The sequence below is a fragment of the Roseibium sp. RKSG952 genome, from assembly GCF_009711355.1.
The window spans coordinates 25,639-49,919 of the sequence record NZ_SMMF01000959.1 but is presented as its reverse complement, the minus strand read 5'-3'; the positions used below and the strand labels follow the sequence as shown (position 1 = coordinate 49,919).

General features: G+C 54.8%; 22 protein-coding genes and 1 pseudogene. 18 read left to right on the top strand and 5 right to left on the bottom strand.

What is annotated here, in order from left to right; genetic code table 11:
* The 6 genes and pseudogenes from E1297_RS50550 to E1297_RS40275 all read left to right on the top strand — a co-directional run.
* Positions 1–492, top strand: a pseudogene (locus E1297_RS50550) (nuclear transport factor 2 family protein); the annotation flags it as partial.
* Between the two features lie 192 nt (positions 493–684).
* Entirely contained in the window at positions 685–1,650 is a 966-nt protein-coding gene (locus E1297_RS40295; RefSeq protein WP_155148318.1) for a cupin, read from the top strand.
* Positions 1,647–2,249, top strand: coding sequence for a trans-aconitate 2-methyltransferase (locus E1297_RS40290; RefSeq protein WP_155148317.1), 603 nt, complete (start codon positions 1,647–1,649; stop codon positions 2,247–2,249). The genes E1297_RS40295 and E1297_RS40290 overlap by 4 nt, the downstream gene beginning before the upstream one ends.
* 10 nt (positions 2,250–2,259) lie before the next feature.
* Positions 2,260–3,384 (top strand): cobalamin-independent methionine synthase II family protein, encoded by a 1,125-nt coding sequence (locus E1297_RS40285; RefSeq protein WP_196223528.1) that lies wholly within the window; start codon positions 2,260–2,262, stop codon positions 3,382–3,384.
* Entirely contained in the window at positions 3,381–4,076 is a 696-nt protein-coding gene (locus E1297_RS40280; RefSeq protein ID WP_155148313.1) for an alpha/beta fold hydrolase, read from the top strand. Before E1297_RS40285 ends, E1297_RS40280 begins: the two co-directional genes overlap by 4 nt.
* Positions 4,073–4,768: an RraA family protein gene (locus E1297_RS40275; protein ID WP_155148311.1), complete on the top strand. Its 696-nt coding sequence runs from the start codon at positions 4,073–4,075 to the stop codon at positions 4,766–4,768. Before E1297_RS40280 ends, E1297_RS40275 begins: the two co-directional genes overlap by 4 nt.
* Before the next feature lie 153 nt (positions 4,769–4,921).
* On the opposite strand, the gene E1297_RS40270 is transcribed toward E1297_RS40275, so the two are convergent.
* Positions 4,922–5,710: a class II aldolase/adducin family protein gene (locus E1297_RS40270; protein WP_155148309.1), complete on the bottom strand. Its 789-nt coding sequence runs from the start codon at positions 5,708–5,710 to the stop codon at positions 4,922–4,924.
* 90 nt (positions 5,711–5,800) lie between these two features.
* Between E1297_RS40270 and E1297_RS40265 the strand changes: the two genes are divergently transcribed.
* Positions 5,801–6,739: a GlxA family transcriptional regulator gene (locus tag E1297_RS40265; RefSeq protein WP_155148306.1), complete on the top strand. Its 939-nt coding sequence runs from the start codon at positions 5,801–5,803 to the stop codon at positions 6,737–6,739.
* Between the two features lie 45 nt (positions 6,740–6,784).
* On the opposite strand, the gene E1297_RS40260 is transcribed toward E1297_RS40265, so the two are convergent.
* Entirely contained in the window at positions 6,785–7,753 is a 969-nt protein-coding gene (locus E1297_RS40260) for an endonuclease/exonuclease/phosphatase family protein (protein ID WP_155148304.1), read from the bottom strand.
* Positions 7,754–8,075: 322 nt separating this feature from the next.
* Between E1297_RS40260 and E1297_RS40255 the strand changes: the two genes are divergently transcribed.
* Positions 8,076–10,133, top strand: coding sequence for an adenylate/guanylate cyclase domain-containing protein (locus E1297_RS40255; RefSeq protein WP_155148301.1), 2,058 nt, complete (start codon positions 8,076–8,078; stop codon positions 10,131–10,133).
* Between the two features lie 349 nt (positions 10,134–10,482).
* Here E1297_RS40255 and E1297_RS40250 read toward each other — a convergent pair whose 3' ends face one another.
* On the bottom strand, positions 10,483–11,403 hold the full coding sequence (locus tag E1297_RS40250) for a LysR family transcriptional regulator (RefSeq protein ID WP_155148299.1): 921 nt from the start codon (positions 11,401–11,403) through the stop codon (positions 10,483–10,485).
* Positions 11,404–11,514: 111 nt separating this feature from the next.
* On the opposite strand from E1297_RS40250, the gene E1297_RS40245 reads away from it, so the two are divergent.
* The 4 genes from E1297_RS40245 to E1297_RS40230 all read left to right on the top strand — a co-directional run bounded on the left by E1297_RS40245 (position 11,515) and on the right by E1297_RS40230 (position 15,479).
* The gene (locus tag E1297_RS40245) at positions 11,515–12,438 is read left to right on the top strand and encodes an SDR family NAD(P)-dependent oxidoreductase (protein ID WP_155148297.1); all 924 of its coding nucleotides are present in this window, start codon (positions 11,515–11,517) and stop codon (positions 12,436–12,438) included.
* A 17-nt stretch (positions 12,439–12,455) separates the two neighbouring features.
* A complete protein-coding gene (locus E1297_RS40240) occupies positions 12,456–12,830 on the top strand; it encodes a DUF4345 family protein (RefSeq protein ID WP_155148296.1) in 375 nt (124 codons plus the stop codon).
* Between the two features lie 346 nt (positions 12,831–13,176).
* Positions 13,177–14,109: a sulfotransferase gene (locus tag E1297_RS40235; RefSeq protein ID WP_155148294.1), complete on the top strand. Its 933-nt coding sequence runs from the start codon at positions 13,177–13,179 to the stop codon at positions 14,107–14,109.
* Between the two features lie 182 nt (positions 14,110–14,291).
* Positions 14,292–15,479 carry a polysaccharide pyruvyl transferase family protein gene (locus E1297_RS40230; protein WP_209016289.1) on the top strand — a complete coding sequence of 396 codons (1,188 nt, stop codon included), beginning with the start codon at positions 14,292–14,294 and terminating at the stop codon, positions 15,477–15,479.
* A 345-nt stretch (positions 15,480–15,824) separates the two neighbouring features.
* Here the strand turns inward: E1297_RS40230 and E1297_RS40225 are convergent, their stop codons facing one another.
* Entirely contained in the window at positions 15,825–16,481 is a 657-nt protein-coding gene (locus tag E1297_RS40225; RefSeq protein WP_155148290.1) for a GntR family transcriptional regulator, read from the bottom strand.
* Between the two features lie 138 nt (positions 16,482–16,619).
* Between E1297_RS40225 and dctP the strand changes: the two genes are divergently transcribed.
* The 5 genes from dctP (at position 16,620) to E1297_RS40200 (ending at position 22,337) form a co-directional block, all read left to right on the top strand.
* Positions 16,620–17,606, top strand: a complete 987-nt coding sequence (dctP, locus tag E1297_RS40220; RefSeq protein WP_155148288.1) for a TRAP transporter substrate-binding protein DctP — start codon at positions 16,620–16,622, stop codon at positions 17,604–17,606.
* A gap of 93 nt (positions 17,607–17,699) precedes the next feature.
* A complete protein-coding gene (locus E1297_RS40215) occupies positions 17,700–18,242 on the top strand; it encodes a TRAP transporter small permease (protein ID WP_155148287.1) in 543 nt (180 codons plus the stop codon).
* Positions 18,243–18,247: 5 nt separating this feature from the next.
* Entirely contained in the window at positions 18,248–19,564 is a 1,317-nt protein-coding gene (locus tag E1297_RS40210; protein WP_155148284.1) for a TRAP transporter large permease, read from the top strand.
* Entirely contained in the window at positions 19,561–20,817 is a 1,257-nt protein-coding gene (locus E1297_RS40205; protein ID WP_155148282.1) for a malonyl-CoA decarboxylase, read from the top strand. The genes E1297_RS40210 and E1297_RS40205 overlap by 4 nt, the downstream gene beginning before the upstream one ends.
* Positions 20,818–20,822: 5 nt before the next feature.
* Complete coding sequence (locus tag E1297_RS40200; protein ID WP_155148280.1) at positions 20,823–22,337, top strand: malonyl-CoA synthase; 1,515 nt, start codon at positions 20,823–20,825, stop codon at positions 22,335–22,337.
* 369 nt (positions 22,338–22,706) lie between these two features.
* Here E1297_RS40200 and E1297_RS40195 read toward each other — a convergent pair whose 3' ends face one another.
* Positions 22,707–23,471 carry a helix-turn-helix domain-containing protein gene (locus E1297_RS40195; protein WP_155148278.1) on the bottom strand — a complete coding sequence of 255 codons (765 nt, stop codon included), beginning with the start codon at positions 23,469–23,471 and terminating at the stop codon, positions 22,707–22,709.
* Between the two features lie 104 nt (positions 23,472–23,575).
* On the opposite strand from E1297_RS40195, the gene E1297_RS40190 reads away from it, so the two are divergent.
* Entirely contained in the window at positions 23,576–23,998 is a 423-nt protein-coding gene (locus E1297_RS40190; protein WP_155148276.1) for a hypothetical protein, read from the top strand.
* The last annotated feature ends 283 nt before the right edge of the window (positions 23,999–24,281 follow it).

The following is a 24,281-nucleotide window of genomic DNA, read 5'->3' as shown; positions in this document are numbered from 1 at the left end:
CTGACTCCCGAAATTGATCAACCCGGACCGTACAAAGGCCGTGGCAACGACAACGAATGGGGGCAGCGCTATGCCGATATTCTGACTCGGATCATGAACGCCGACATGGGCGCGATTGAGGCGGAATATGACCGGGCCGTCCAGTCAGAATATGTTGGCGGCGTGACCGGACATGGCTGGGATGCAGTCGACCGTTTCTGGATGGGTTTGCGGGCAAGCTTTCCGAATGCTGAGTTCAAGATCGAGCACCAGATCGGGCGTAGCGATCCGGATATGCCCCCTCGTTCGGCGATCCGCTGGAGCTTGTGGGGCAAGCATGACGGGTGGGGCGTGTTTGGTGCGCCAACGGGTGCGCAGGTTTATGTTTTGGGGATCAGTCACGCCGAGTTTGGTGCGCTGATTGGCGGTCAGCCGCAGCTGCGCCGCGAATATACTTTGTTCGATGAAACGTCGGTCTGGAAACAGATCCTTTTGCAAGGCAGCGAGGACTGAGTGGTTCACCCGGTCACATATCGCATACTTGTGGATGGTCTGCATGAGACCGGGGCCAGCCGACGGTTCCACATGTTCCGTCAAAGCCTGCGCGCACGCCGATTGAACCTGCGTCCACCGGGAGAGTGAGGGCCTGTGCTGCACGAGCACAAGAACCTCCTTTCCCGAAAACGAAAAATCGGAACAAACGTCATGACCAAGTCAACCATTTCTTCCCGCATTGTTCGCTACGGTGAACTTCAGCCCTGTAAAACTGCCTTCATCGATGCCCACACACCAGGTAGCGATCAGAAAGAGAACTTTACGATTGTCGGCGGCGGCGTCTCGGAATCCCCTGACCAGCACGTGCACATCACTGACAAAATCGGCTTCAACATTGGCGCTGCGGGACAGCCGCCGAAATGCCGGAACTCGCTGCACAGCCACACGACGGCAGAGGTGTTCTTTGTCGCCAAGGGCCGTTGGCGGTTTTTCTGGGGGCGCTACGGTACGGCAGGCGAGTTCATTGCCGAAGAAGGCGATATCTTCAACATCCCGACTGGTATTTTCCGTGGTTTCGAAAACGTCGGTCAGGATTACGGAATGATCATGTCGATCCTGGGCGGGGATGATGCCGGTGGCGGCGTGACCTGGGCTCCGCAAGTCATTGAAGATGCCCAAGCGCATGGCTTGATGCTGGGCGACAACGGCGTTCTCTACGACTCTAAAAAGGGTCAGGAACTACCCCATAATGTGCGCCCAATGCCGTTGCTTTCTGAGGAGGAGTTGAAAAACTACCCTGAGGTTCCGGTCGAAGATGTCGTTGGAAAATACGTCGCGCGGTATTGGGATTTGATGGCGTTATCGGCCAACAAACCCGCACAGGTGATTGGTAAAAACGGCCTGATCAAGGACAAACCTGGTTTCGAAGTCGACTTCCTAGGACGTGGATCCAGTGTGGCAGACCCGGTGGTTGCAGATAAACCGGTTGTTCTGATGCCGGCCAGTGGTCATTGGCGTGTCTCGATTGATGGACATGTCGTCACTTTGTCGACCGGAGACACAGCTTTGGTTCTGCCCGGCGAATCCTATAGCGTCCAACCATCAATGACCGGACAGGCGGGCCTGTACCGGATCACTGCAACCGATGACCCGGCAGGAGCAACCTGGACAGGATGAACGCAAACCCCGATGACACCCATGCCGTCTACGAGCGGCAGGCTACCGAGTATGACAAACGTCGTTCAAAGGCCTTATTCGAAGCGCGCTGGTTGGCGCGCTTCACGGCCAGCCTGAAACCCGGCGATCATGTACTGGATCTGGGGTGTGGCGCCGGTGATCCAATTGCACGCTGGTTCATGGCCGAAGGCTTTGACGTTACAGGCGTCGATTTTTCCGAGGCGATGTTGTCCATCGCGCGGGAACGCTGGCCAGAGGGTGATTGGCGATACGCCGATATGCGTGATTTCGAACTGGATCAGAAATTCGACGGCATCATTGCATGGAACAGCTTTTTCCATCTCACGGCGGACGAGCAGAAGACCTGTATCGCACGCATGTCGCATCATTTGCGGCCCGGTGGGATGCTCATGCTGACTGTCGGCCCAAGCGAGGGCGAGGCAAGCGGCACGGTAGGGGCGGAGATCGTTTATCACGCTTCGCTGTCCCCCGCCGGTTATGCCTCGTGTCTGGAGGAAAACGGGCTGCTGCTAACCGGCTTTCTCGCCGAAGACCCGGAAACCCAAAGTCATACCATTCTGATGGCCCGAAAAATCTGAGGAGGCTCTGATGACCGTCAAAACCACACATGTTGGGTCTCTGCCCCGCACACAGGAAGTGGTGGATTTTATCTTCGCCCGCGAAAACGAAAAGCCCTACGATGCCAGCGCGTTTGACAGCTGCATGGCAAAAGCCGTTTCTGAGACTGTGCGCAAACAAGTTGAGGCTGGTGTCGATATCGTCAGCGATGGCGAGACCTCAAAGATCTCTTATGCCACCTATGTAAAGGATCGCTATACGGGCTTTTCCGGCGACAGTCCGCGAAATGCCCCTGCGGACCTGAAGATGTTCCCTAGCTTCCTGCAGCGGCTTGCCGATGATGGTGGCACACCGCAATACGCACGCCCGATGTGTACCGGTGAGGTGCGGTCCAAGGGGCAGGGTGAGCTGGGGAAGGATATCGCCAATCTCAAAGCAGCGATGGCGCAGCACGGTGCGGAGCGCGGATTCATGAATGCTGCATCGCCGGGGGTGATCTCACTGTTCCTTCAGAACGATTTCTACCCTACGCGCGAGGCCTATCTGAGCGCGCTGGCCGATGCCATGAAAGAAGAATACGAGACCATCGTTGGCGCCGGTCTGGATCTTCAGCTGGATTGCCCGGATCTGGCGTTGTCACGCCATATGCTGTTCACCGACCTCTCCGATGATGAGTTCGTCAAGATTGCCGACATGCATGTTGCAGCGCTGAACCATGCGCTTGAGAACGTTCCGCAGGATCGCGTTCGCGTTCATATTTGCTGGGGGAACTACGAAGGCCCGCATTGCTGTGACATCGCTATGGACAAGGTGTTCAATACCCTGATGTCGACCAAGGCGCGCTATGTTCTGTTTGAAACCTCAAACCCGCGCCATGCCCATGAATGGACTGTCTTTCGGGATCGCAAGACTGAAATCCCGGACGATAAAGTCCTGGTTCCGGGTGTGGTCGATACGACGACAAACTTTGTGGAACACCCAGAACTCGTTGCGCAGCGCATTGAACGCTTTACTGACATTGTGGGTGCTGAGCGGGTGATTGCGGGCAGCGACTGCGGCTTTGGTACGTTCGCAGGTTTCGGCGCAGTTGATCCGGAAATCGCCTATGCCAAACTGACTTCCTTGTCCGAAGGCGCAAAGCTGGCTGCGCGATGACGCCACTGGTTCTTTTGCCGGGAATGATGTGTGATGCGCGCCTGTTCGGGCCGCAGATCAATGCGTTGTCCGGCTCAAGACCGTTGATGACGTTTCCACTGTCGGGGCAAGAGAGCATAGAGCTCGTTGCTTCAGACATACTAGAAAACGCACCGCCTGTATTTGCCTTGTCTGGTTTGTCGATGGGCGGAATCGTTGCGATGGAAATCTTACGGAAGGCACCTGACCGGGTTGAGCGGTTAGCGTTGCTGGACACGAACCCGCTTGCTGAAACTGATGAGGTAAAGGCACGACGTGGCCCTCAGATGGAAGCTGTTCGCGATGGCAGGCTTCGGCAGGTGATGCGGGATGAGATGAAGCCGAATTACCTTGCCGATGGCCCGAGACAGGGTGCCATTTTGGATCTTTGTATGGAAATGGCGATGGGCCTTGGGCCCGAGGTTTTTCTGCGTCAGTCCAGCGCTCTCATGAACCGTGCGGATCAAACGGAAACACTGTTGAATTATCAAGGGACCGCATTGGTCCTGTGTGGCCGAGAAGACGGGTTGTGCCCCGTTGAACGCCATGAATTGATGCATGATCTGCTGCCCAACAGCACGCTCGAAATCATCGAAGATGCAGGGCATTTGCCCACTCTGGAAAAACCCGACGAAACAACGGCGGCCCTGATCCGCTGGCTGGAGGATTCATGACACCGTCCCTTTTGACATTGCTGCGCAAAGTTGATACCCCAACAGTCTGCAACGCCATCGAAGTTGCACAGGGCAAACGCGGTTTTGATAGTTTCACACGCGGAACGATGCTGTGTTCGGCCCCGTCTGAACCCGCTATTGTCGGCTACGCCCGTACTGCAAAAATCGCTGCCGTAAATCCGCCATCCGAGCCGCCAGAAATCATCAAAGAACGTCGGATGGCCTACTATAAATACATGGCCGAGGCGCCCGCTCCGTCAGTCGCGGTGATTGAGGATCTGGATTATCCCGATTGCATCGGCGCGTATTGGGGCGAAATCAACACTACGGTCCACAAAGGGTTTGGCATGTCGGGCGCGCTGACGAACGGGGTTATGCGCGACCTTGGAGACCTTCCTGACGGATTTTCCGTTGTCGCGGGGTCGGTTGGGCCAAGCCACGGTTTTGTTCATGTTCGCGAGATCGACACGCCCGTTTCCGTATTTGGTCTTAGGGTCAACCCCGGTGATCTAATCCATGCGGATCGGCACGGGGCGCTGGTCATCCCACCCGATTTGATCGAGCAGCTCGAAGCAGCAATTCAAAAACTCTTCGCGACTGAGCGCATAGTTCTAGATGCGGCCACACAGCCGGGTTTCGATTTCGACAAGTTTCGCCAAGCTTGGGAAGAATTCGAGCGGGCGCGGGTTTGACATGAGCCATCAGCTGTAGCAGCCCACAGACCGACACACGGGCCAATACCCTGGCCCGTCGGATGGCGATAGCGCAGCTTTATCACGCCACTGATGGAACAATTGAACCTGTCCGCCGATGCGAACCCATCGGCGGGCAGGAGTGACCGGCACTTACGTTGTGTAATGGGGTGCTTCGACATCAAGGCGTCTGCGAATGGCCAGCCATTCCAATTCGCCTTCATAGCCATACCAATCACTGTTGTTCATGTCCGTCAGGTGACGCTGGATCTCATGTTCAGGGATCTCCCGAATAGTGGCGCCACCGGCTGCGGATTTCTGAACCTCAAGCTGCACGGCGCAGGCCTGATCGAGATAGAAGGACCGAAAGAATGTTTCGCCGGCGGTCGCTCCGAATACAAATGCGCCATGCCATGCCTCGACAATAGCCTTTTTGCCGATCCCGGCCTTGAGCAACCCGGTGAGAAAGTCGTCAGTGCACTCGAACTCGTAGTCGGTGTATCCAAGCACGTCGCCGCCACCGATCATCAGATAGGCTTGGCTTAGTGGCTGCAGACCCTCTTTCTGAGCAGACACTCCCATTATCGCCTTTGTATGGATATGCATGATGCAGTTCATGTCAGGGTTGGCTTCAAAAAAGAGCTTGCCGATTTCCGTGGCCGATGGGTTCGGTTCACCGTTTTCCGGATTGTGGTTGGTGCGATCAAACCCAACTTTGATCAGATTAGATGCAGTGACCTCTTCGTGCATCCAGCCGTAGTGATGGGTTAAAAGAGCATCTTCACCGGGCACCCGAACGGCGTGCCATTGGTTCGTAAGATCCGTCAGACGATACTTTACCAGCGCGTTGTAGATGGCAGCGAGCTCGCAGCGAGCCTCCCATTCTGCATCACTACAGTTTGCTGGGCGCTGGCCGCTTGGCTTCGGGGTCATGATATTCATTGCGATTCCTCCAATCTGCTACCACCGTAAAAATCCAGAGCGGTAATATTTGTCTTGATTTGCCCCAAATTATGCGCCGAATACCCATGTATGAAAAAAGTCAGCTTTGTCCTTTTCCCGGAATTCCAGATGCTTGCCTATGTTCTGGCGACCGAGACCTTGCGGATCGCGAATAAATGCGCGGGCCGAAGCGAGATTGTCTGGCAAACCCGCACCGCAACCAACACACCGGTGCAGGCTTCAAACGGGGCAATGATAGCGCCGGATAAACTCGATTGGTCGGGTGCCCCCGATGCCGACCTTGTGGTTCTTTGTGCCGGGTACAGTCCGCTGGATTATCTGACCTCGCGCGTGCGCGCGTATATTGCCCGCGCCGCAGCTGAGGCACGCGTGCTGGGCGGGCTTGATACCGGGGCGATCATTCTGGCTGAGCTTGGATTGTTAAACGGCAGTCAGGCCGTCTTGCATCATGAGGCCGAAGCGGTCTTTCGCGAGCATTGGCCCGAAATCATCATCGCGGATAAGATTTTCTGTCTGGATAAACAGAGGCTCACGGCGGCAGGGGGCACAGCGACCGGTGATGCCATGCTTGCCTGGATCGCCCGTGATATTGATCAGGAACTTGCAGAGGCAACGGCAAACGGGATGATCCATGGTGGACCCCGGAGTAGTGAAACCCCCCAGCGCCATATTCGAACAGCGGATCCAGCGCTTTTGCAGATGCATCAATTGATGGTGGACAATATCTCAGACCCACTCACCGTTCAGGATATCTGCACCAAACTGGGTCTGTCACAAAAACAGTTACGACGGCGTTGCTGTGCTGCCTACCAGATGACGCCATCGGAGTACTATCGCCGCAGGCGGTTGGAAGCGGCCCACCAACTGCTGGTTAATTCACAACTACCAGTGACCCAGATCGCACTTTCTTGTGGGTTTGAAACGATTTCGAGCTTCTCGCGGGCTATGCATCAGCATTTTGGGAGTCCGCCAAAACAAATCAGAAAGCGGTATTTGGGTTCGGGCTAAACGATCACGTGCTTCAATGCCCACAATGATAATCAGGGACGTTGTTTATAACACGAATTCACACCAAAGCGGCAAATGGTCCGATACCCGGTGAGAGATCGAATTCCTGCTGAAATCGGTATCGGTGTAGACGAAGGGAAGAAAATCAAAATTTCCACCGGACCGCAGTTCAATATCAATCAGCGCGCCGGAACCGGTGGTAAACCAGGCAATCTGATCGTAGTAGTTATCATCACTTGGATCGCCGGGATCATCAAACACTGTTCGTGGCAGATTGCGCAATTGATCCGGAATGCGCAGGCCGGTCGATGTGAAGGCGTCAAATAACGGGCTGCCCTCGCGATCGATGTTGAAGTCGCCCAGACAGATGAGGTTGTGATGAAACCTGTTTGATCGTCTGGCCCAGTCTCTGAAGATGTCAGCGATTTCAGCCAGTTCCGGAATCCTGTCTGCGGCTACATCTCCGAAGAGAATGTGAAGCGTGACAAGAATGAAGGTGGTGTCCGACCTACGAAAGCTGACCGCGTACGGAGTCCTGACAAACTGTTCTCGCAGGGCATCTGCCCCCACTCTTTCCAGCCGATCCGGGGGCACAACCAACTCTGCTGCCAATCCGGATGGCCTGATGCGGGTTCGGTCGAAAATGAAGGCCAGACGTTCGTTGTTTCCGGCTTGCCCAGCGGTCACATCCGTCATCAGGAAATCCCAGTCATCCCCCAGAAATCGCATCGTATCGCGCAGTGCACGGAGGTTACCTTTGAGTTCCTGCACGGCGATTACATCGAAACGCGAGAGGATCTCGATGATCGCGCGCAATCCGCGCAGGTCACGCTTGGGTGAATCGTCTGAGGACGCGGTCCACTTACGCGTCAGTGACGAGAAAGAGCGGATGTTCCATGTCGCGATGAGCAGGTTATCAGCTTGTTTGGCTGGGATTTCTGTATCCAGGCTTGTCGCAAGAGTGTTCAGATCATCTTGAATTGGGGCAGGGGGATTGTCGGTAATGACAGGCAAAATACATCTCCGGTATCGCGTTGATCTTTGAAACAAGTTTATCGGATCTCATAATGTTTGCTCGAAATGCGCAGTGTTTTGAGCTGTCACATAGTGCCAGATCGACAGGGCTCGGACCAAGCATATCTTTCGAAGATCTGCAGACTTATATGTGCCAACCGCAAATACATCGTCCGAGGTCAGTTTTCTTGTTCGTGGTTGCGGTTCTCTTCACGGAGTGATCCCGCCGGTTTGAAATGTGGTTATAATTACAAGCTTTTAATTGACGATTGAGCCGTCTAAGCTCAGGTCTCCGGCGCCCTCCGCCATAACTGGAGCTGCTATGCGTGTCAGCGTAGGCATCGCTGTAACAATGCTTGTTGCGCTGTCGATCGGTGTGTCGACATTTGTTGTGCACTCGTTGTGGTGGACAACCGCCCGGGAAAACAGCCGGATGCTTGCGGCCGAGATCAACAGTCAGATCGCAAATACAGTGCGGATTGAAGTTGGTCTGACTCTCAGATCCGCAGAAGCGGCATGGGCCGCAGTGCGAACCATTTTCGTTCAGAACGTCATCACCACCCGACAGGCTGACAAACGTGAGTTTGTCTTCCTGTCTCAACTGCAGGCCCAACCTAACATCTCATGGATCATGTTCGGCTGGCCGGATGGGAATTTTTTTGCGGCACATCGTTTGGGCGATGGTGGGCTTGAGATGATGGAAATTGACGATGAAATCCGCGACGGGATGCTGCGCCGGGATCGATACATCTTCATCCCAGGCGACATTCAGTTTGAAGAGCGAGATTTCTCGGCAACGAATTTCGACCCACGAGAACACGCTTGGTACGCGAACTTCATCGGGCGTGACGCCACGGATTGGATAGAAGCCCGCGACTTGCCCGATAGTCAAAAGACGGTCTACGCCTATGCAGGTCCGGTCGATGTGAACCGCAGGCGACAGGGTGTGTTGGCTGTCGTTATCGAAACCGACCGGTTGTCGCGATTTTTGGGAACGTTACGGCCGGGTGAGTTCGGCGCCGCATTCATCCTTGATGCAGACGGAAATGTGATTGCAGCACCCGACCCAAATGCAGATGAAGTTACGCCCGCTCGTATGGGTGAAGGAGATCTCTACGAAATCGCGAAAATGTCCGGTGAGCAGCTGCTAGGCGGATCCGACATGCCTCCGGTTGCCAATTCGACGACAAGGATTGTCAATGATGGGGTTCCTTACGCGGTCGCTTTGACACCACTTGGTTTCTATGGGTGGCGAGTCGCTACGGTCATTCCGGAATCCGCCTTCCTGTCCGGGATCGATGCAGCGCTGTTGAACCTGATTTATATATTGATTGGCGTTGTGGTCGTGGCGACTGCACTTGCGATCTGGCTTATGCGGACGGTTGTCGCAACGCCGCTTGCACATATCGTTGAAGATCTCAGCAAGGTCGAACGCTTTGACATCGAACAGATTGCACGCCGCCCTTCCAAGCTAAAAGAGCTTTCAAACCTGTCGGCGGCGACTGTGAATATGGCCGCTGGCCTGTCGGCGTTTCGAAAATACGTACCCACCGACCTTGTTCGAAGTCTGGTTGCCGAGGGTGTCGAAACCCAACCCGGTGGAGAGATGAAGCGGATTTCGGTGCTGTTTTGTGACGTTGCCGGATTCACTGGCTTGTCCGAGCGGATGGGGCCCAAGATCGTTCAATTAATGGAGCCGTTTTTTAGTGCGACCTCATCGGCCATCGCGCGTCATGACGGGACGATCGACAAGTTCATGGGTGATGCGGTGATGGCATTCTGGGGTGCACCGCGCCCCGATCCAAAACACGCCGAAAACGCCTGCCGGGCCGCACTTGACCTCGTGGCGACCGTCGCTGCGACGGGTATCAAAGATGACGTCGGATCGCCCTTGCGCATTCGTTTGGGCCTGAACACGGGTGAGGCGCTGGTCGGCAATATCGGATCGGAGGAACGGCTGAATTACACAGCCATTGGTGACGTAGTGAACGTCGCCAGCCGTTTGGAAGGGGCCAACAAAGTATATGGTACCGCAATACTGATTGGCCCGGAAACACGGCGTGCTGCCGGTGATACGGTGGTTGTGAGAGAACTGGATACGCTGGCGGTTTTCGGCCGCGCCGAGGGCCTTATTATATTCGAATTGATCGCGATGGCGGACAGTGCCGATGAATCTTTTGGGTGGATCGCGACCTATGAGGAAGGTCTGAACTACTATCGGAACCGTCGTTTTGACAGAGCGATCGAAGCATTTGAGGCTGCCGACAAGAAACGTGGTGGAGATCCTGCTTCTGCTGTCATGAAAGAGCGTGCCCAAGCCTTTCAAACCGAGCCGCCGCCTAGTGACTGGGTGGGCGTTGCGATTGCGGACAAGAAGTAAGGGGGCTTACACAACAGGGTCAAAACAAAGCGAAGCGCTGGATTGGGTCCTGCTCTATGCTTCTCTCTGCGAAAAAAAACACCACACCATTGAGCCGTATGACCCGTCTTTAGCGATCTAGCGTCTGGGATTTTGCCCGAAGGGCTTCTAGTCGTCGGGCAATTGCTGCGTTGGGTCTGCAGGGAGCTATCCGGTAGTAAGGTCAGGCAGCTGCCCCTCTGGAATGCAGTCCTCTGGCAAGTACAGTGTAAATACTTGGCTCATATTCAGCCCGACTGAGGGTCACGCGTCCGGTAGACATATATCTGCCGGGTGGGCGTGGTGCTAAACTGCGCACTACCGCCCCGCGCTATCGGGGCGATACAGTTCCGGAAACCCAAAACTCGTTTCGTCTGGATCTGATCCGTTCGGCAAGAAAGTCGACAAATAGTCGGACGCGTGCCGTGTTTCGAAGGTCGCGATGCAGTAAGAGCCAGATGCTTCGATAGGGCATAGGTTTTTGGAACGGCGCGCGGATTAGGTCGGGGTGACGGTCGCCAAGGTTGCACGCAAGGTAGGCCATCCCCAAACCTGATGCCGCCAAAGTGATCAACGGAACCAACTCCGAAACCCGGTGTTTTAACGTGGCCTTTGGGTAGTAGCTGTCTTTCACCCATTTTGCCGTGGTTGCCTGTTCGGGTTCGTGCCAGCCGATCAGGTGCAATCCTTCGCCACCATTGTCGCAGATCCGTTCGGAGTATTCGCGCGTGCAATAGGCTGCCTGAGACATCTGGACCAGTTTCCGCCCGACCACATCATCTGTCACTTCGTCAGCTACACGCAAGGAAACGTCGGCTTCCCGACGCATGAGATCGCGAACATCGTTTGTGAAATTCATGTTGAGGATGATGTCCGGGTATAGATCGGCAAATGCTGTAAAGTCATCCATCAACGAAGTCATTGCCAGCCCGTGGGGCAGGGTGACGTAGACTGTGCCGGACGGTTGCGCATCCCTGCCCACAATGACCCGCGATGCAGCGGTCATTTCTGCCTCAACGCGTTCGGCATGAGGCAGCAGGTCTTCGCCAAGCTGTGTCAGGGCGAGGCCAGACCTTGTGCGGTCGAATAACCGACTGCCCACGCGCTCCTCCATGACTGAAAGCCTACGCGTCAGCGTGGTGTGGTTCACCTGAATACTGTCTGCCCCACCCCGAAGGGTTCCGGTTCGTGCAACCGCAAGAAAGTACTTCAGATCGTCCCAGTTTAGGGAATGGCTTTCCTTTATCGACATGAGACATGTGTTTCATTTTTGAAGCGCGGTGTCCAGAAATACCCATCTACAGATCAAATAATGGGCGCCTTACCTTGGCTTCACCAATCTTGACTCAAAGGAGCCCAACCCATGAACCAGATCCAATCTGTATTGATCACTGGCGCAAATGCCGGACTGGGCCGCGAGGCTGCCCGACAACTCGCCCTACAGAAAGGTATTGCCAAAATCTATTTGGCTTGCCGCAACCGGAGCAAAGCGGAGGCCGCCAAAAAGGCACTGGAGCATGAGACCGAGCGTAAAATCTTTGAAATCGTTCTGATGGATGTGACAGATCCCGCTTCGGTTCGTAAAGCGGTCGCTGAGCTCTCTACCCCGATTGATGCTGTCATTCTCAATGCCGGTGGCACCGGCGGGCAGCGTCCCAACGGTCTCACCAGGGATGGCGTAACCAATATCTTCGCGACCAATGTTCTGGGCCATGTCGTACTGGTGGACGAATTGATGGAGCGCCAGTTGGTAACGTCCACAATACTCTACGCAGGTTCCGAGGCAGCCCGGGGTATTCCCAAAATGGGTATGCACCGCCCTGATCTGTCCGAAGGTACCGTGGACGAGTTCAGATCAATCGCCGATGGCAGCAAGTTTGGCCCCGAGGGCGATCCGATGCAGACCTATGGTTATGCCAAGTTGACGGCGACACTTTGGATGGGGGCGATGGCTCGTCGGCACCCGCATGTTCGCTTTGTCACCATGAGCCCGGGTGGCACCACAGGTACTGCGGGCTTTGACGATCTGCCTCTGATGAAACGTATCTTCTTCAAACATGTGGGTGGAGTGCTGATGCCTCTGTTCGGGATGATGCACAGCGTTGAAACCGGGGCAAAACGGTATCTCGACGGATTGCTCAACCCGGAATTCAAGACCGGTCATTTCTACGCCAGCCAGGCAGGGTATCCCACAGGGCCGGTCGTCGATCAGGCCAGCATCGATGGCGCTCTGTCAGACATCAACACCCAAGACAATGCCGATCTGGCGCTGCGCCAGTTTGTCTAATTCAAAGGAGATATGAAATGGAAACTACACTTAGCATACTCGTCGTTCTTGCAACTCTCATGTTGGCTGGCCTCGGCCTCACCTCGATGTTTGCACCCCGTCGAATGGTCGCGAACTTTGCCATCGAACCGGTGGGAACAGCAGGGCTCAGCACAATTCGCTCGGTAGTTGGGGGGCTATTTCTGGCGTCAGTAGCTTTGTTGGTTATTGGCCTGACGACCGGGCAGACCCAGGGCTATTTGGCGGTCGCAATCCTGATGGGTGTCGTAGCCATAGGGCGTATTGTCGGCATTCTCGCTGACGGGTTCGACAAGGCTGTTCTGCCGCCGCTGGTTGCAGAGCTGGTAATTATGGCGGTTTTGATCACGGCCCATAGCCAACTGTCCGTTTAGGCGGTCGGAGATCATTCGGGCGGCGGCTAGGGTGAAATCGCCGCTGCCCTTTCAGTTTTTGGGTCAAGCAAAACGGCAGATGGCATGGATAGCTTGCGCTGCGGAAGCTCGCACGCTGCACACCAGACATATGCCCCGTTCTCGATCTCGCCACGTCAGGCTTTGCGTTGAAATGCTGCGTCACGGAAGGCTTGGATTTGGGTGTATTCACATTGTGAACAGAAGCGACTAAATTAAGCTATTGTCATCAGACCGACCCAAATCTCTACCGGTTTTTTGGCGATCCTTGACAGCTCAGCACAGCTGTTACGATTTTAGAGTAGTACGTTTGAACGAAACGGAGGCTTTGGCCACCAACAAACCTAAATTTCATTTGCGTGATACAATCGGCATTAACCGCTCCGTTTTCCAGCGCATCAATCAGAGACGCCAACAGCTAATGCATTTTAACGATATCGATTTTGTGATTATTGGCGCCGCGAAGTCGGCAACCACATGGCTTCAGAAACAGTTGCAGACGGATCCGGCCGTCTACATGCCCGACCCAGAGCTTCACTATTTTTCCAGAGAGTACAGTAAGGGACAGGACTGGTATTTTTCGCAGTTCGACGAACAACTGCTCGATAGGGTCGTTGGCGAGAAATCCAACTCCTACCTTTATGAACCCGAAGCTGCGGCCCGTCTTCACCGAGACCTGCCGCAGGTGAAATTGATCGCGCAACTGCGCAATCCGGTTGAACGAGCCTATTCCAGCTACTGCATGCGGTTCCGGCGCGGCGAGGTTGGGAAGGATATAGAATCTTACCTCGATCCCACGTTAGGTGAGAACCTCAAGTACCTGATCTCGGGAAAGTTCGCGTCGCACCTGCAGACCTTTGTCGACCTCTATGGCCGAGATAAGCTTCTTATATTGTTTTTCGAAGGCGTCTCGCTCGAGCCGGAGGCTCAGATGGCTCAGGTCCGATCCCACCTTGGCCTGCCGCCACGTCCGTTTTCGTCAATCGGGCGAGAGAAGGTAAAGGACAAGACATCACTGATGGTCTCTCCCCGATTGCGCAAGCATCTTGCGTGGGTAAAACCCATTGTTCGCCCCTTACGGGGGACGTCCGGGTTCGAGACCGTCCGGGGATTGGTTACCCAGCAGACCCGGTATCCGAAGCTGACAGACGAGTTGCGAAATCGTCTTTATGATTACTACCACCCCTCGATCGAGGCCCTGGAAAAGATGAGCGGCCAGTCGCTCAGCCACTGGTATGGGCCGTTGGATCGGGCCAGCTGATGAGACACTCACTTTATTCAGGTCTTCAGGCCCGGGTCCACGATCTGTGCGGGGCACATGTAGTAACTGGATACCTTACAGAAAGCGACACCTGCGACAGTTCTGAAAGACAAGGAGGAAAAGTGAAAGCCTAACGTCTTTCACTTATTGATATGAAGAAGTTTATTATCACCGGAATTCAGATGAGAAACAAAGGCTCACAAGCCATGTTTCTATCTTTGTGCTATGGCTTGAAGTCTATTTACAAGGACTGCGAGGTTATTGGTTTTGCTAATAAATATGACTCGCCCGAGCAGTATTCGTTCAAGTTGTTACCCTATGACTACTACACGCGTTTGATATTCAAATATCATTTGTACAAGGTGCCACTGTTGGAACCGCTGCTAACCCGTTTTGCCGGTTTCTGGAGAAAAACTGACAAATGGAACGGCAAGGTTCCGGAAATGGTAAAAGCGTTGAAAGACGCGGATGCCATTCTCGATGCAAGCGGCTATACGCTTGGTTCTGGCTGGCCCAAGGGCGGCGGCGAGTTGTTAATGCAAACGATAAAAATCGCGAAACGTTACAATAAACCAGTCGTCCTGATGCCCCAGAGCTTTGGTCCGTTTGACTGGCCGGACGGTAATAATGAGGAATTCCTTAAGAGAGTGAAAAAGGAGTTAACTTACGCCACCAAAATCTATGCCCGCGAAAAAGAAGGGTATGAGTGCTTAAAATCTCTGGACCTGGACAATGTCGAGCTGTCAACGGATATGGTTATCCGGGAGAAGGTTTTTCCAACAGCCAGCGATATCTATGCTTCGCACGAGAATGACGAGATAGACTATCCAGCCCCCAATTCTGTCGGCTTCATTATCAATGAAAACGTATTCAGGATTGGTGATTCCAGTTCGGTGTTTGATCTATATGCAAAGATACTGGATAGGTTGGTCGACAATGGCGAAAATGTGTACATCCTGAACACGTCTACCGCCGATATTCACCTTGTCGAAAAGGTTCTGAACAAAACCCGGAACAGAGACAAGGTAAGCTTGATTACCAAAGAATACGCGAGCCCGGAACTGATCGACATCATCGGAAGGTTCAAATACGTGATCGCGTCGCGCTATCACTCGGTGGTCTTCGCTTATCGGAGTGGCGTTCCTGCAATTATTCTCGGATGGGCCAGCAAATACACTGACCTTGCGGAGCACTTCTTGCAGCAAGATTACGTATTTGACATCAGAAACCCGGGTGTTGATCAGATTATCGAAAAAATCGACAACATGGGTGAGAAACATGAACAGGAATCACGCCGCATAGCTGGCCAGCTAGAAAAGCTGCAGGCCACTTCGGTTGTGCAAGATGCCATGGATGCTTTGAAGGGTTGAGCTTCCTTGAACCGTCGTCCCGCAAGGGTCACTCTTCCCTAAAACCCGCTGCTTTGAAGCGGGTGTTGGCTGCTCCAGTTTTGCAGCGTTTCGAGTGATGGAGGGTATCTGGTTCATCGAAGCCAGTTTGTTGTGGAGATGAACCAAGAAGTCCGGAACACCTATTGATGCCGCTGATTAATTGATCAGGGGCATCGATAGGAAGACCCGCTAGTAGTCTCAGTTGAAAAGGCGATTAGGATTGCCCGGCTCGGCTTGCGCACCTGATCGACAAAAGCGGGATGACGATCGGGGCTCAGAAGCTTCTCTGCAAACACTCGTGTAAACTGTTTGTCGCTTTCGGTGCTAATCGGATGCGCTTTTCAAAGAAGCCATCAGGTTGTGGAACTTTTCCCCTTGTACGGCGACATGCGCGCGCAATGCATTTGCCGTATCCTCAGGGTGACCACTGTCGAGCGCGCGTACAATGTCTTCATGCTCAGACATCGATTGCGTCATGCGGCCCCGAAATCGAAGCTGCTGCCGCCGGAAGGGTTTGAGGCGTCTGTGTAGCTTGGACGCCTCTTGCTCCAGAAATGAATTGCCGGACTGGTTATATATGATTCGATGAAACCGTTCGTTCTCGAGGTAGTATGTGTCCGGGTCTCCGGCATCGACCGCCATCTGACATCTTGTATTGGCGTCGGTGAGGTCTTTCAAAGCTTCATCGGAAATGCGCAGCGCTGCTAGTCGGCCGCAAACGGCTTCGAGCTCGGCCATGACTTCGAACATCTCCATCAACTCTACCGGGCCCGGCTGCCGGACAAAAGCACCCCTGCGCGGTATGAGGTCAACCAGACCCGATAGGGCAAGCCTCTGAAATGCTTCTCGAAGTGGCGTTCTTGAAACGCCAAATTGCTCTGCCAGTTTAACTTCGTCCAGCCGGTCTCCGTCCGCAAATGTTCCGTCAAAGATCAGCTCTTCCAGATCCTGAGCGATAGTATCGGCAAGTCTTTGGTCCATAGTGTCCTGTTTTACTCGTGATCGATTGGGAGCTCAAGAATTCAAATCTTGTATACAAAAATATTGACTTAAAAAACAAAAGGACTTTATGCTTCTGTTCATCCCCGGCAGGCCCGGGTTTGAAAACGGGAGGAGATAATGAAAACCATGTTCAAAACAGCCGTCGCTGCTTTGGCGCTCGCGTCCGCTGGCACTATGGGTGCTGCGGAAGAGCTACGACTGTCACATCAGTGGTCGAACAAGGACATCCGTCACCAAGTCGCTCAGATCGTTGCAGATGAGGTTGCCGCGGCGGATGTTGATCTGGAAATCAAGATTTTCGGCTCGAAATCGTTGTTCAAACCACGGGAGCAATACAAACCGCTTAGCCGTGGGCAGTTGGACATGACTGTTCTGCCGCTGAGCTATGCCGGAGGTCAGCAACCAGCCTACAACCTCACCCTGATGCCGGGTCTGGTGAAGAACCACGATCACGCAGCGCGTTTGGCCGACTCACCCTTTATGGAAGCGTTGGAAGAGAAGATGGCCGAGGACGACGTGATGGTTCTGGTCCATGGCTATCTGGCAGGTGGATTTGCCGGCAAAGACAAATGCATTACGAAACCTGAAGATGTCGCAGGCCTTCAAACACGCGCGGCAGGTAAATCCTTTGAGCAGATGCTGGCCGGCGCCGACGCCTCGATCGCCTCGATGGCGTCGTCGGAAATCTATAACGCCATGCAGACCGGCGTTCTGCAGGCTGCCAATACATCGTCCTCGTCTTTTGTCAGCTATCGTATTTACGAACAGGTCAGCTGCTATACCCCCGCCGGTGATGTGGCGCTGTGGTTCATGTATCAGCCGCTCCTGATGAACAAATCCACTTTCGAAGGCTTGAACGAAGATCAGCAGGCTGCGCTGCTGGCAGCCTCGGAAAAGGCACAGGCATACTATCTGGAAGAGGCCAAGAAACAGGACGCAAACTCAGCCAAGGTCTTCGCAGAAGCAGGCGTTGAGATTGCCGAGATGAGCCCTGAGGATTTTGAAGCCTGGCGCGCGCTGGCTCAGGAAACATCCTACAAAGCTTTTGTGGAAGAAGTAACTGATGGGCAGGAGCTTCTGAACAAGGCTCTGGCGGTCGAGTGACACCACTCAAGCCGGGCGGGGCAGAACCCGCCCGGCACCCGATTACTTGTCTGATTTTCAGACCTCCCTGCATCTCAATCACAGGAGGCGCACATGGCTGGCCATAGCTCTGCCGTTGCTTCTCACACCGGGAACAATCCCTTCCTTCGCTTTGTCGCGGCGCTTTCAACTCTGGCGGGCTGGTGCTCAGCAGCAATGATCGTCGCCGCCGTCGCAATCACCTGTCAGATGATTGTTGTGCGCTTTGTGCTGAATGGTTCGACCATCTGGCAAACCGAGGCCGTCATTTATCTCGTCATCGCTGCCACGCTGGTGGGTCTGCCTTATGTGCAGCGCTTGCGCGGGCACGTGAATGTGGACCTGATCCCGATCTCACTGGCCCCGCGTCCCCGTTTTTTCATGGCGATCCTGACCTTGGTACTATCCATCGCCATTGTCTCGGTCATGCTGTTCTACGGCTACGAATACTGGCACTTCGCGTGGGAGCGTGGCTGGAAATCCGACACTGTCTGGGGTGTTCGCCTGTGGATTCCCTACTTGTCCATCCCGGTCGGCTTCGGGCTGCTGCTGTTGCAGCTGATCGCCGACCTCGTCGCCGTTCTGCTTGGCATCGATAAACCTTTTGGTCTGGAGTAAAGCCGATGGATCCCCTTCTGCTCGGCGCTATTGTCGCCATCGCAACCATCCTAGTTCTATTCTCGGGCGTGTCCGTGGCCATCGGTCTGCTGATCGTTTCTGCCGGGTTCCTGATCATCTTTGACGGCCCCCGGTCGCTGGAACTGATGCCCGAGATCCTATTCGGCAAGCTGGATAACTTCGCACTGCTCTCGATCCCGATGTTCATCATCATGGGGGCGTCCATCGCCTCAACAAGGGCAGGGGCCGACTTGTACGAAGCCCTCGAACGCTGGCTGACCCGTGTCCCCGGCGGACTGGTCGTGTCGAACCTTGGTGCATGCGCTTTGTTCGCCGCCATGTCCGGTTCATCGCCCGCCACCTGTGCTGCCATCGGTAAGATGGGCATCCCCGAAATGCGCAAGCGTGGCTATCCTGACGGTGTGGCCGCCGGTTCAATCGCCGCAGGTGGCACACTGGGCATCCTGATCCCGCCGTCGGTCACGATGATCGTCTATGGTATCGCCACCGAGACCTCGATTGGCCGCCTGTTTCTGGCGGGCGTAATCCCCGGGCTGATGCTGGTGGGTCTGTTCATGGCCTGGTCGCTGTATTCGACCTGGAAATCCGGCGATGCGACCCGCCTGGGTTCCGGTAGCTACACCTGGAGTGAACGCTTCGAGATCCTGCCGCGCGTCCTGCCTTTCCTCGGCATTATTCTTGGTGTGCTCTATGCCATGTATGGCGGTATCGCCACGCCGTCGGAGACTGCCGCCGTTGGCGCGCTGCTTTGCCTGATGATTGCGATGATCATCTACAAGCTTTGGAATCCCAAGGATATCTGGGTCGTGCTGCGCGATAGCACCAAGGAAAGCGTGATGATCCTGTTCATCATCGCCGCCGCTGGGGTTTTTTCTTATATGCTCAGCTCGCTGTTCATCACGCAGGCGATTGCGGAGTGGATCGGCACACTGGACGTGAACCGCTGGGTTCTGATGGGTGCGGTCAACGTGTTCCTGCTGATCGCCGGGTTCTTCCTGCCACCTGTGGCCGTGATCCTGATGGCGGCCCCGATCCTGCTGCCGATCATCACCACCGCTGGATTTGACCCGATCTGGTTCGCGGTCGTGCTGACGATCAACATGGAGATCGGCCTGATCTCACCCCCCGTCGGCCTGAACCTTTATGTGATCAACGGCATTGCGCCGGATATCTCACTGAAAACCATCCTGACTGGATCACTGCCTTTCGTGGCCTGTATGGTGGTCGCGATAGTCCTGCTGTGCTTGTTCCCGAGCCTCGCCACGTGGCTGCCTGATCTGGTGATGGGGGCAGCGGTATGACTCTGCTGGCCGATCTTCTTTCAACCGTATTTGAGCGGCGGTATCGTCGCTCGGGCGCGGCAGCACTTGACGGCCGCCCGCTGTCCGAACTGGCCGCCGCGCTGGTTGGGTCGGCGGGGGAAACATCTGGGTTGGCGTTGGCCGAAGAGATACTCAACCGGTTCGACACGCTGGGGGATGACGAAAAACTGGAGTTCTTCCGGTATCTCGCCACAGCGATGAATATCGATCCCGAGGCGGTGCGTTCGTCACTGGACGAATACGAGCGCGACCCATCGAAAGCAACCTATCGCAGCTTTGCAGCTGCGGTGGAACCGGCCCGGCAAGAGCTGATCCGTCGACTGAACCGGGTGCCCGGTGCGACCGGAGCGTTGGTGCAGATGCGTGCCGATCTGCTGCGGCTGGGCGGCAAGGAACCCGAATTGCAGGCGCTGGATTTGGATTTTCGGCACCTGTTTGCCAGCTGGTTCAACCGGGGCTTTCTGGTCCTGCGTCCGATCAATTGGGAAAGCCCGGCACATATCTTGGAAAAAATCATCGCTTATGAGGCGGTGCACGCCATCGACAGCTGGGATGACCTGCGCCGTAGGCTGGAACCCACCGACAGGCGCTGTTTCGCCTTCTTCCACCCCTCGATGCCTGATGAGCCGCTAATTTTTGTCGAAGTCGCTCTGAACAGCGGCATTCCCGGATCGGTTCAGGCGCTTCTTGCCGAGGATCGCGATCCGATGCCTGCAGAGCAGGCTGACACAGCCGTGTTCTACTCGATCTCGAATTGTCAGGCGGGTCTGGCCAGCATCTCGTTCGGCAACTCTCTCATCAAGCAGGTGGCGTCGGATCTGGCGACAGAGCTGTCAGAGTTGAAGACTTTTGTCACCCTGTCACCGATTCCGGGATTGACCCGGTGGCTGTCTCAGGAAGGTCTCGATTGGGACATCGAACAACCCGATCAAATGAAGGCGCTGGCCGCACACTACCTGTTGAACGCCAAAGGCCGGGGAGATCTGCCTTTCGACCCAGTGGCTCGGTTCCATTTGGGTAATGGCGCGCTGGTCCATGCTGTTCATGCCGATGCCGATACTTCTGACAAGGGGCGCGCCCAGTCTGGCGGCATTATGGTCAACTACCTCTATGACCTGGCCCGCGTAGCCCAGAACCACGAAGATTTTGCCAACACACGCTCGATCATCGCTTCGTCCGAGGTCAAGTCGTTTGCGGCATCAATCTCTCTTCATACGACACAAGAAAGGTAAACCTTATGGCCAATCCTCTCTATGACGGTTTGTTTGGCATTCATGCTGGTAGAGACACACCTTTTTTGCACCTGCTTGACGGGTCAACTATCACGCATCAGGACTTTCTGGGTACGGCTGCGCAGATAGCGCACGTGGCAACCCAATTAGGTCTGAAGCCCGGCGACCGGGTCGCGGCGCAGATCGAGAAATCACCCGAAGCGCTGGCGCTCTATGCGGCCTGTGCGCAAGCCGGTCTGGTGTTCCTGCCGCTCAACACTGCCTACACGGTGGATGAGCTGACCTATTTCATTGAAAACAGTGGTGCTTCTCTGATCGTATGCGACAGCAGAAACGAAACGAAGCTTGCCCCGGTCGGCGCGCAATTGGGCGCAAAGGTCGAAACGCTGAACGCCGATGGCTCGGGTTCACTGATGGACCAGGCTGCAGCAATGCCAGCCAGCTTTGAAACCGTTGATCGAGACGGTAAAGACTTGGCGGCGTTTCTTTATACTTCGGGCACTACGGGCCGGTCCAAAGGTGCGATGCTGACCCAGAACAACCTGTTGTCGAATGCACAAACGTTGGTCACAGAATGGCGTTTCACTTCCGATGACGTGTTGCTGCACGCGCTTCCGATCTTTCATACTCACGGGCTGTTTGTGGCGACCAATGTCACACTGGCGGCTGGCAGCAGCATCGTATTCTTGCCCAAATTTGATCTTGATGAGATCATCGGGCGGATGCCGCAAGCCACTACAATGATGGGTGTGCCGACCTTCTACACCCGCTTGTTGGATGATGACCGATTCACAAGGGAACTGGCTGCGGATATGCGTCTGTTTGTTTCCGGTTCCGCGCCGCTGCTGGCGGAAACACACGTGCAGTTTGAGGATCGTACCGGCCATCGCATCCTCGAACGCTATGGTATGACCGAGACCAACATGAATACCTCGAACCCTTACGAAGGTGAGCGCCGTGCAGGTACGGTGGGTTTCCCGCTGCCGGGGGTCGAACTGAAAATCTGCGACACTGATGGCAATGGCCTTCCACAGGGTGAGATCGGTGAGATCGAGGTGCGTGGGCCAAACGTATTCAAGGGCTATTGGCAAATGCCCGAAAAAACCGCTGCTGAACTGCGTGAAAACGGGTTCTTCATCACAGGTGATCTGGGCCGGATCGACGAGGACGGCTATGTTCATATCGTTGGCCGCAACAAGGACCTGATCATCTCTGGTGGCTACAACATCTATCCCAAGGAAATTGAGCTTGTGCTGGATAACCAGCCAGGAGTGCTGGAAAGTGCGGTAGTCGGTGTGCCCCACCCGGACTTCGGTGAAACGGTTCTTGGTGTGGTTGTAGCTGAGCCGGGTGAGGCCCCCAACCTTGAAGAAATGCAGGCTGCAGTGTGCAACAGCCTCGCGCGATTCAAGCACCCCCGCCAGTTGATCCTGATGGATGAGCTGCCACGTAACACCATGGGCAAGGTTCAAAAGAACATCCTGCGTGATCAATACAAAGACATGTTCGTGGAAGCGTAAGAAAACACCCCCAGCCCGACAGCTCTCTTCTCGACAATACTGCGGGCTATAATTCAACGGCCTGAAGGTCCGAAGTCTATGTCTTCGAGCCGTTGATTGCTCTCTCGGCAGGGGCTTGCAGCGAAATGTATATGAACATCCTTGTTGCGGTTTCTCTGGATGGAGACCGTGTCACTGCATGCTCGGTGCAAGTTGCATGGGCGTTTTAAACCGGCGATGGTCACACCACATTCTGAGATGTCGTCGAACATCTGCCTCAATACAGGAATTACTTGCTGACAAACTGCCGGTGTTCGTATTTAGGCAAACAACTATCATCAGTCCGAGAAATATGAGTGCTGCTGCAACCGGGCGCTCGATTAACTCCCGTCAACCATCTCCCGAAGCGGAAATCGACCGAAGAAAAGCAGCGCTTGCTTCGTCAGAGGGGAAGAACAACTCGATCTTCAGGTCGTCAAGCGTCACATCTGTGACCGTGCTGAATTGTGCGATGGTGCCAAACATAGAAACCCGCTGATTTCCAAAGCGATAGACCGCAGGAACCGTTGGCCCAATGGCCCTGTCCCTGTGAGTTTTCGCGTATGGTGCAAGCGCCCTTGCGGCCGCATCCAACTCAGGCAACCCGCCGGCATTCGCGCTTTCCGAGCGCAGTCGCAGCATCGTATGATGGGCGACCTCAGGCCAATTCTCTACAAGCTCCGCCATAACCGGATCCGTCACAAGCGACAGCAGGTTTTGCCCGGTTTCGATCCCAAGTGGTGCAAAAAGCACTTTGGCGGATCTGTTCAACCTGACGATCCTCCAGACCCGATCCAGCACCATCCCTGGATACGGTTCATGCCGTTTTAGCGTCCATTCAACCGCATCGCGGATTGGGGCCATGGCGTCGTCATCAAGGGGGGTCGCGGCAAACCGAGCGGCAAATCCTTCCGCTCGCATCATCTGGTTTCTGGCATCGACAGGAATATCCATGACGTCCGACAGATGTAGGATCATATCCGGGCTGGGTCGGGACCGGCCGGTTTCGAGAAACGAAATATGGCGCGCACTCACATCGGCTTCGGTCGCCAGATCAAGTTGGCTCATTCGCCGACGTTTCCGCCATTCTTTCAGTAAACTGGGATACGGAGTCATCGGTCGAGTTTAGCAACCGTGTGAACAGAAATCACTTACCTCTGACGTAATTGATTTCTAACCAGCACCAGCCGCATGAAAGACATCATCTGAAGGAGGATGTCATGACCCCGCAACAAACCGCCATGCGCCTGTCCGGCACAGTTCTGATTGTCACCGGAGTTCTGTTTGCACTGACCGCACTACCAGCTTTGCACGTAATTGCTCATATCTTTCTGACAGTGGCGTATTGGCCGATCCATTCTGTTCCATCTGACATAGTGGTCCCATCGCCATTGTTGCTTGCGATTGTCGGCGGCCTGACCGCCGGGTTGGGAGCGATGCAATGGGCCTTGGGAACCTATGTCGCGCCCGTGTCGTCTACTGTGGCGGCCAAAGTGGCAAAGATCACCGCGTGGGTTTGGTTTTGTACAGACAGCGCTGGCTCTGTGTTGGTGGGGGCGCCGGTTAATGTTGCGCTGAATCTCTCATTCCTGCTTTTAATCCTGCTGACTAGCCGACCTCAAAGTGACGGTAGCAGTTATTAGCCAGACGCCTTTGCTCGTGTCGATCGTGTCACTGGCAGGAGGGCTGTATCGACGCATGTTTGGGCCGCGTTTTGTGGGTCAAAGCACAAATGGAAAAGGATGCCGCATCAATCCCAGTGGAAGAACAGAGCCCATCACTGCCGCTGAACTTGAAACCTGACCAACTTGAGTCTCGTCTAGATCACTAATCAATAGCTCATGTTGCTCGACGAACCCCGACCCTGGCGTTAGGTTGCTCGAGCAGGTTGGCGAAACGATCAACCACTTATGAGCGGATTGGGCG

Coding starts and splice junctions, on each gene's coding strand:
- E1297_RS40295 (WP_155148318.1), top strand. CDS start 685: ATGACCAAGTCAACCATTTCTTCCCGCATTGTTCGCTACGGTGAACTT.
- E1297_RS40290 (WP_155148317.1), top strand. CDS start 1,647: ATGAACGCAAACCCCGATGACACCCATGCCGTCTACGAGCGGCAGGCT.
- E1297_RS40285 (WP_196223528.1), top strand. CDS start 2,260: ATGACCGTCAAAACCACACATGTTGGGTCTCTGCCCCGCACACAGGAA.
- E1297_RS40280 (WP_155148313.1), top strand. CDS start 3,381: ATGACGCCACTGGTTCTTTTGCCGGGAATGATGTGTGATGCGCGCCTG.
- E1297_RS40275 (WP_155148311.1), top strand. CDS start 4,073: ATGACACCGTCCCTTTTGACATTGCTGCGCAAAGTTGATACCCCAACA.
- E1297_RS40270 (WP_155148309.1), bottom strand. CDS start 5,710: ATGAATATCATGACCCCGAAGCCAAGCGGCCAGCGCCCAGCAAACTGT.
- E1297_RS40265 (WP_155148306.1), top strand. CDS start 5,801: ATGAAAAAAGTCAGCTTTGTCCTTTTCCCGGAATTCCAGATGCTTGCC.
- E1297_RS40255 (WP_155148301.1), top strand. CDS start 8,076: ATGCGTGTCAGCGTAGGCATCGCTGTAACAATGCTTGTTGCGCTGTCG.
- E1297_RS40250 (WP_155148299.1), bottom strand. CDS start 11,403: ATGTCGATAAAGGAAAGCCATTCCCTAAACTGGGACGATCTGAAGTAC.
- E1297_RS40245 (WP_155148297.1), top strand. CDS start 11,515: ATGAACCAGATCCAATCTGTATTGATCACTGGCGCAAATGCCGGACTG.
- E1297_RS40240 (WP_155148296.1), top strand. CDS start 12,456: ATGGAAACTACACTTAGCATACTCGTCGTTCTTGCAACTCTCATGTTG.
- E1297_RS40230 (WP_209016289.1), top strand. CDS start 14,292: ATGAGAAACAAAGGCTCACAAGCCATGTTTCTATCTTTGTGCTATGGC.
- E1297_RS40225 (WP_155148290.1), bottom strand. CDS start 16,481: ATGGACCAAAGACTTGCCGATACTATCGCTCAGGATCTGGAAGAGCTG.
- dctP (WP_155148288.1), top strand. CDS start 16,620: ATGAAAACCATGTTCAAAACAGCCGTCGCTGCTTTGGCGCTCGCGTCC.
- E1297_RS40215 (WP_155148287.1), top strand. CDS start 17,700: ATGGCTGGCCATAGCTCTGCCGTTGCTTCTCACACCGGGAACAATCCC.
- E1297_RS40210 (WP_155148284.1), top strand. CDS start 18,248: ATGGATCCCCTTCTGCTCGGCGCTATTGTCGCCATCGCAACCATCCTA.
- E1297_RS40205 (WP_155148282.1), top strand. CDS start 19,561: ATGACTCTGCTGGCCGATCTTCTTTCAACCGTATTTGAGCGGCGGTAT.
- E1297_RS40200 (WP_155148280.1), top strand. CDS start 20,823: ATGGCCAATCCTCTCTATGACGGTTTGTTTGGCATTCATGCTGGTAGA.
- E1297_RS40195 (WP_155148278.1), bottom strand. CDS start 23,471: ATGACTCCGTATCCCAGTTTACTGAAAGAATGGCGGAAACGTCGGCGA.
- E1297_RS40190 (WP_155148276.1), top strand. CDS start 23,576: ATGACCCCGCAACAAACCGCCATGCGCCTGTCCGGCACAGTTCTGATT.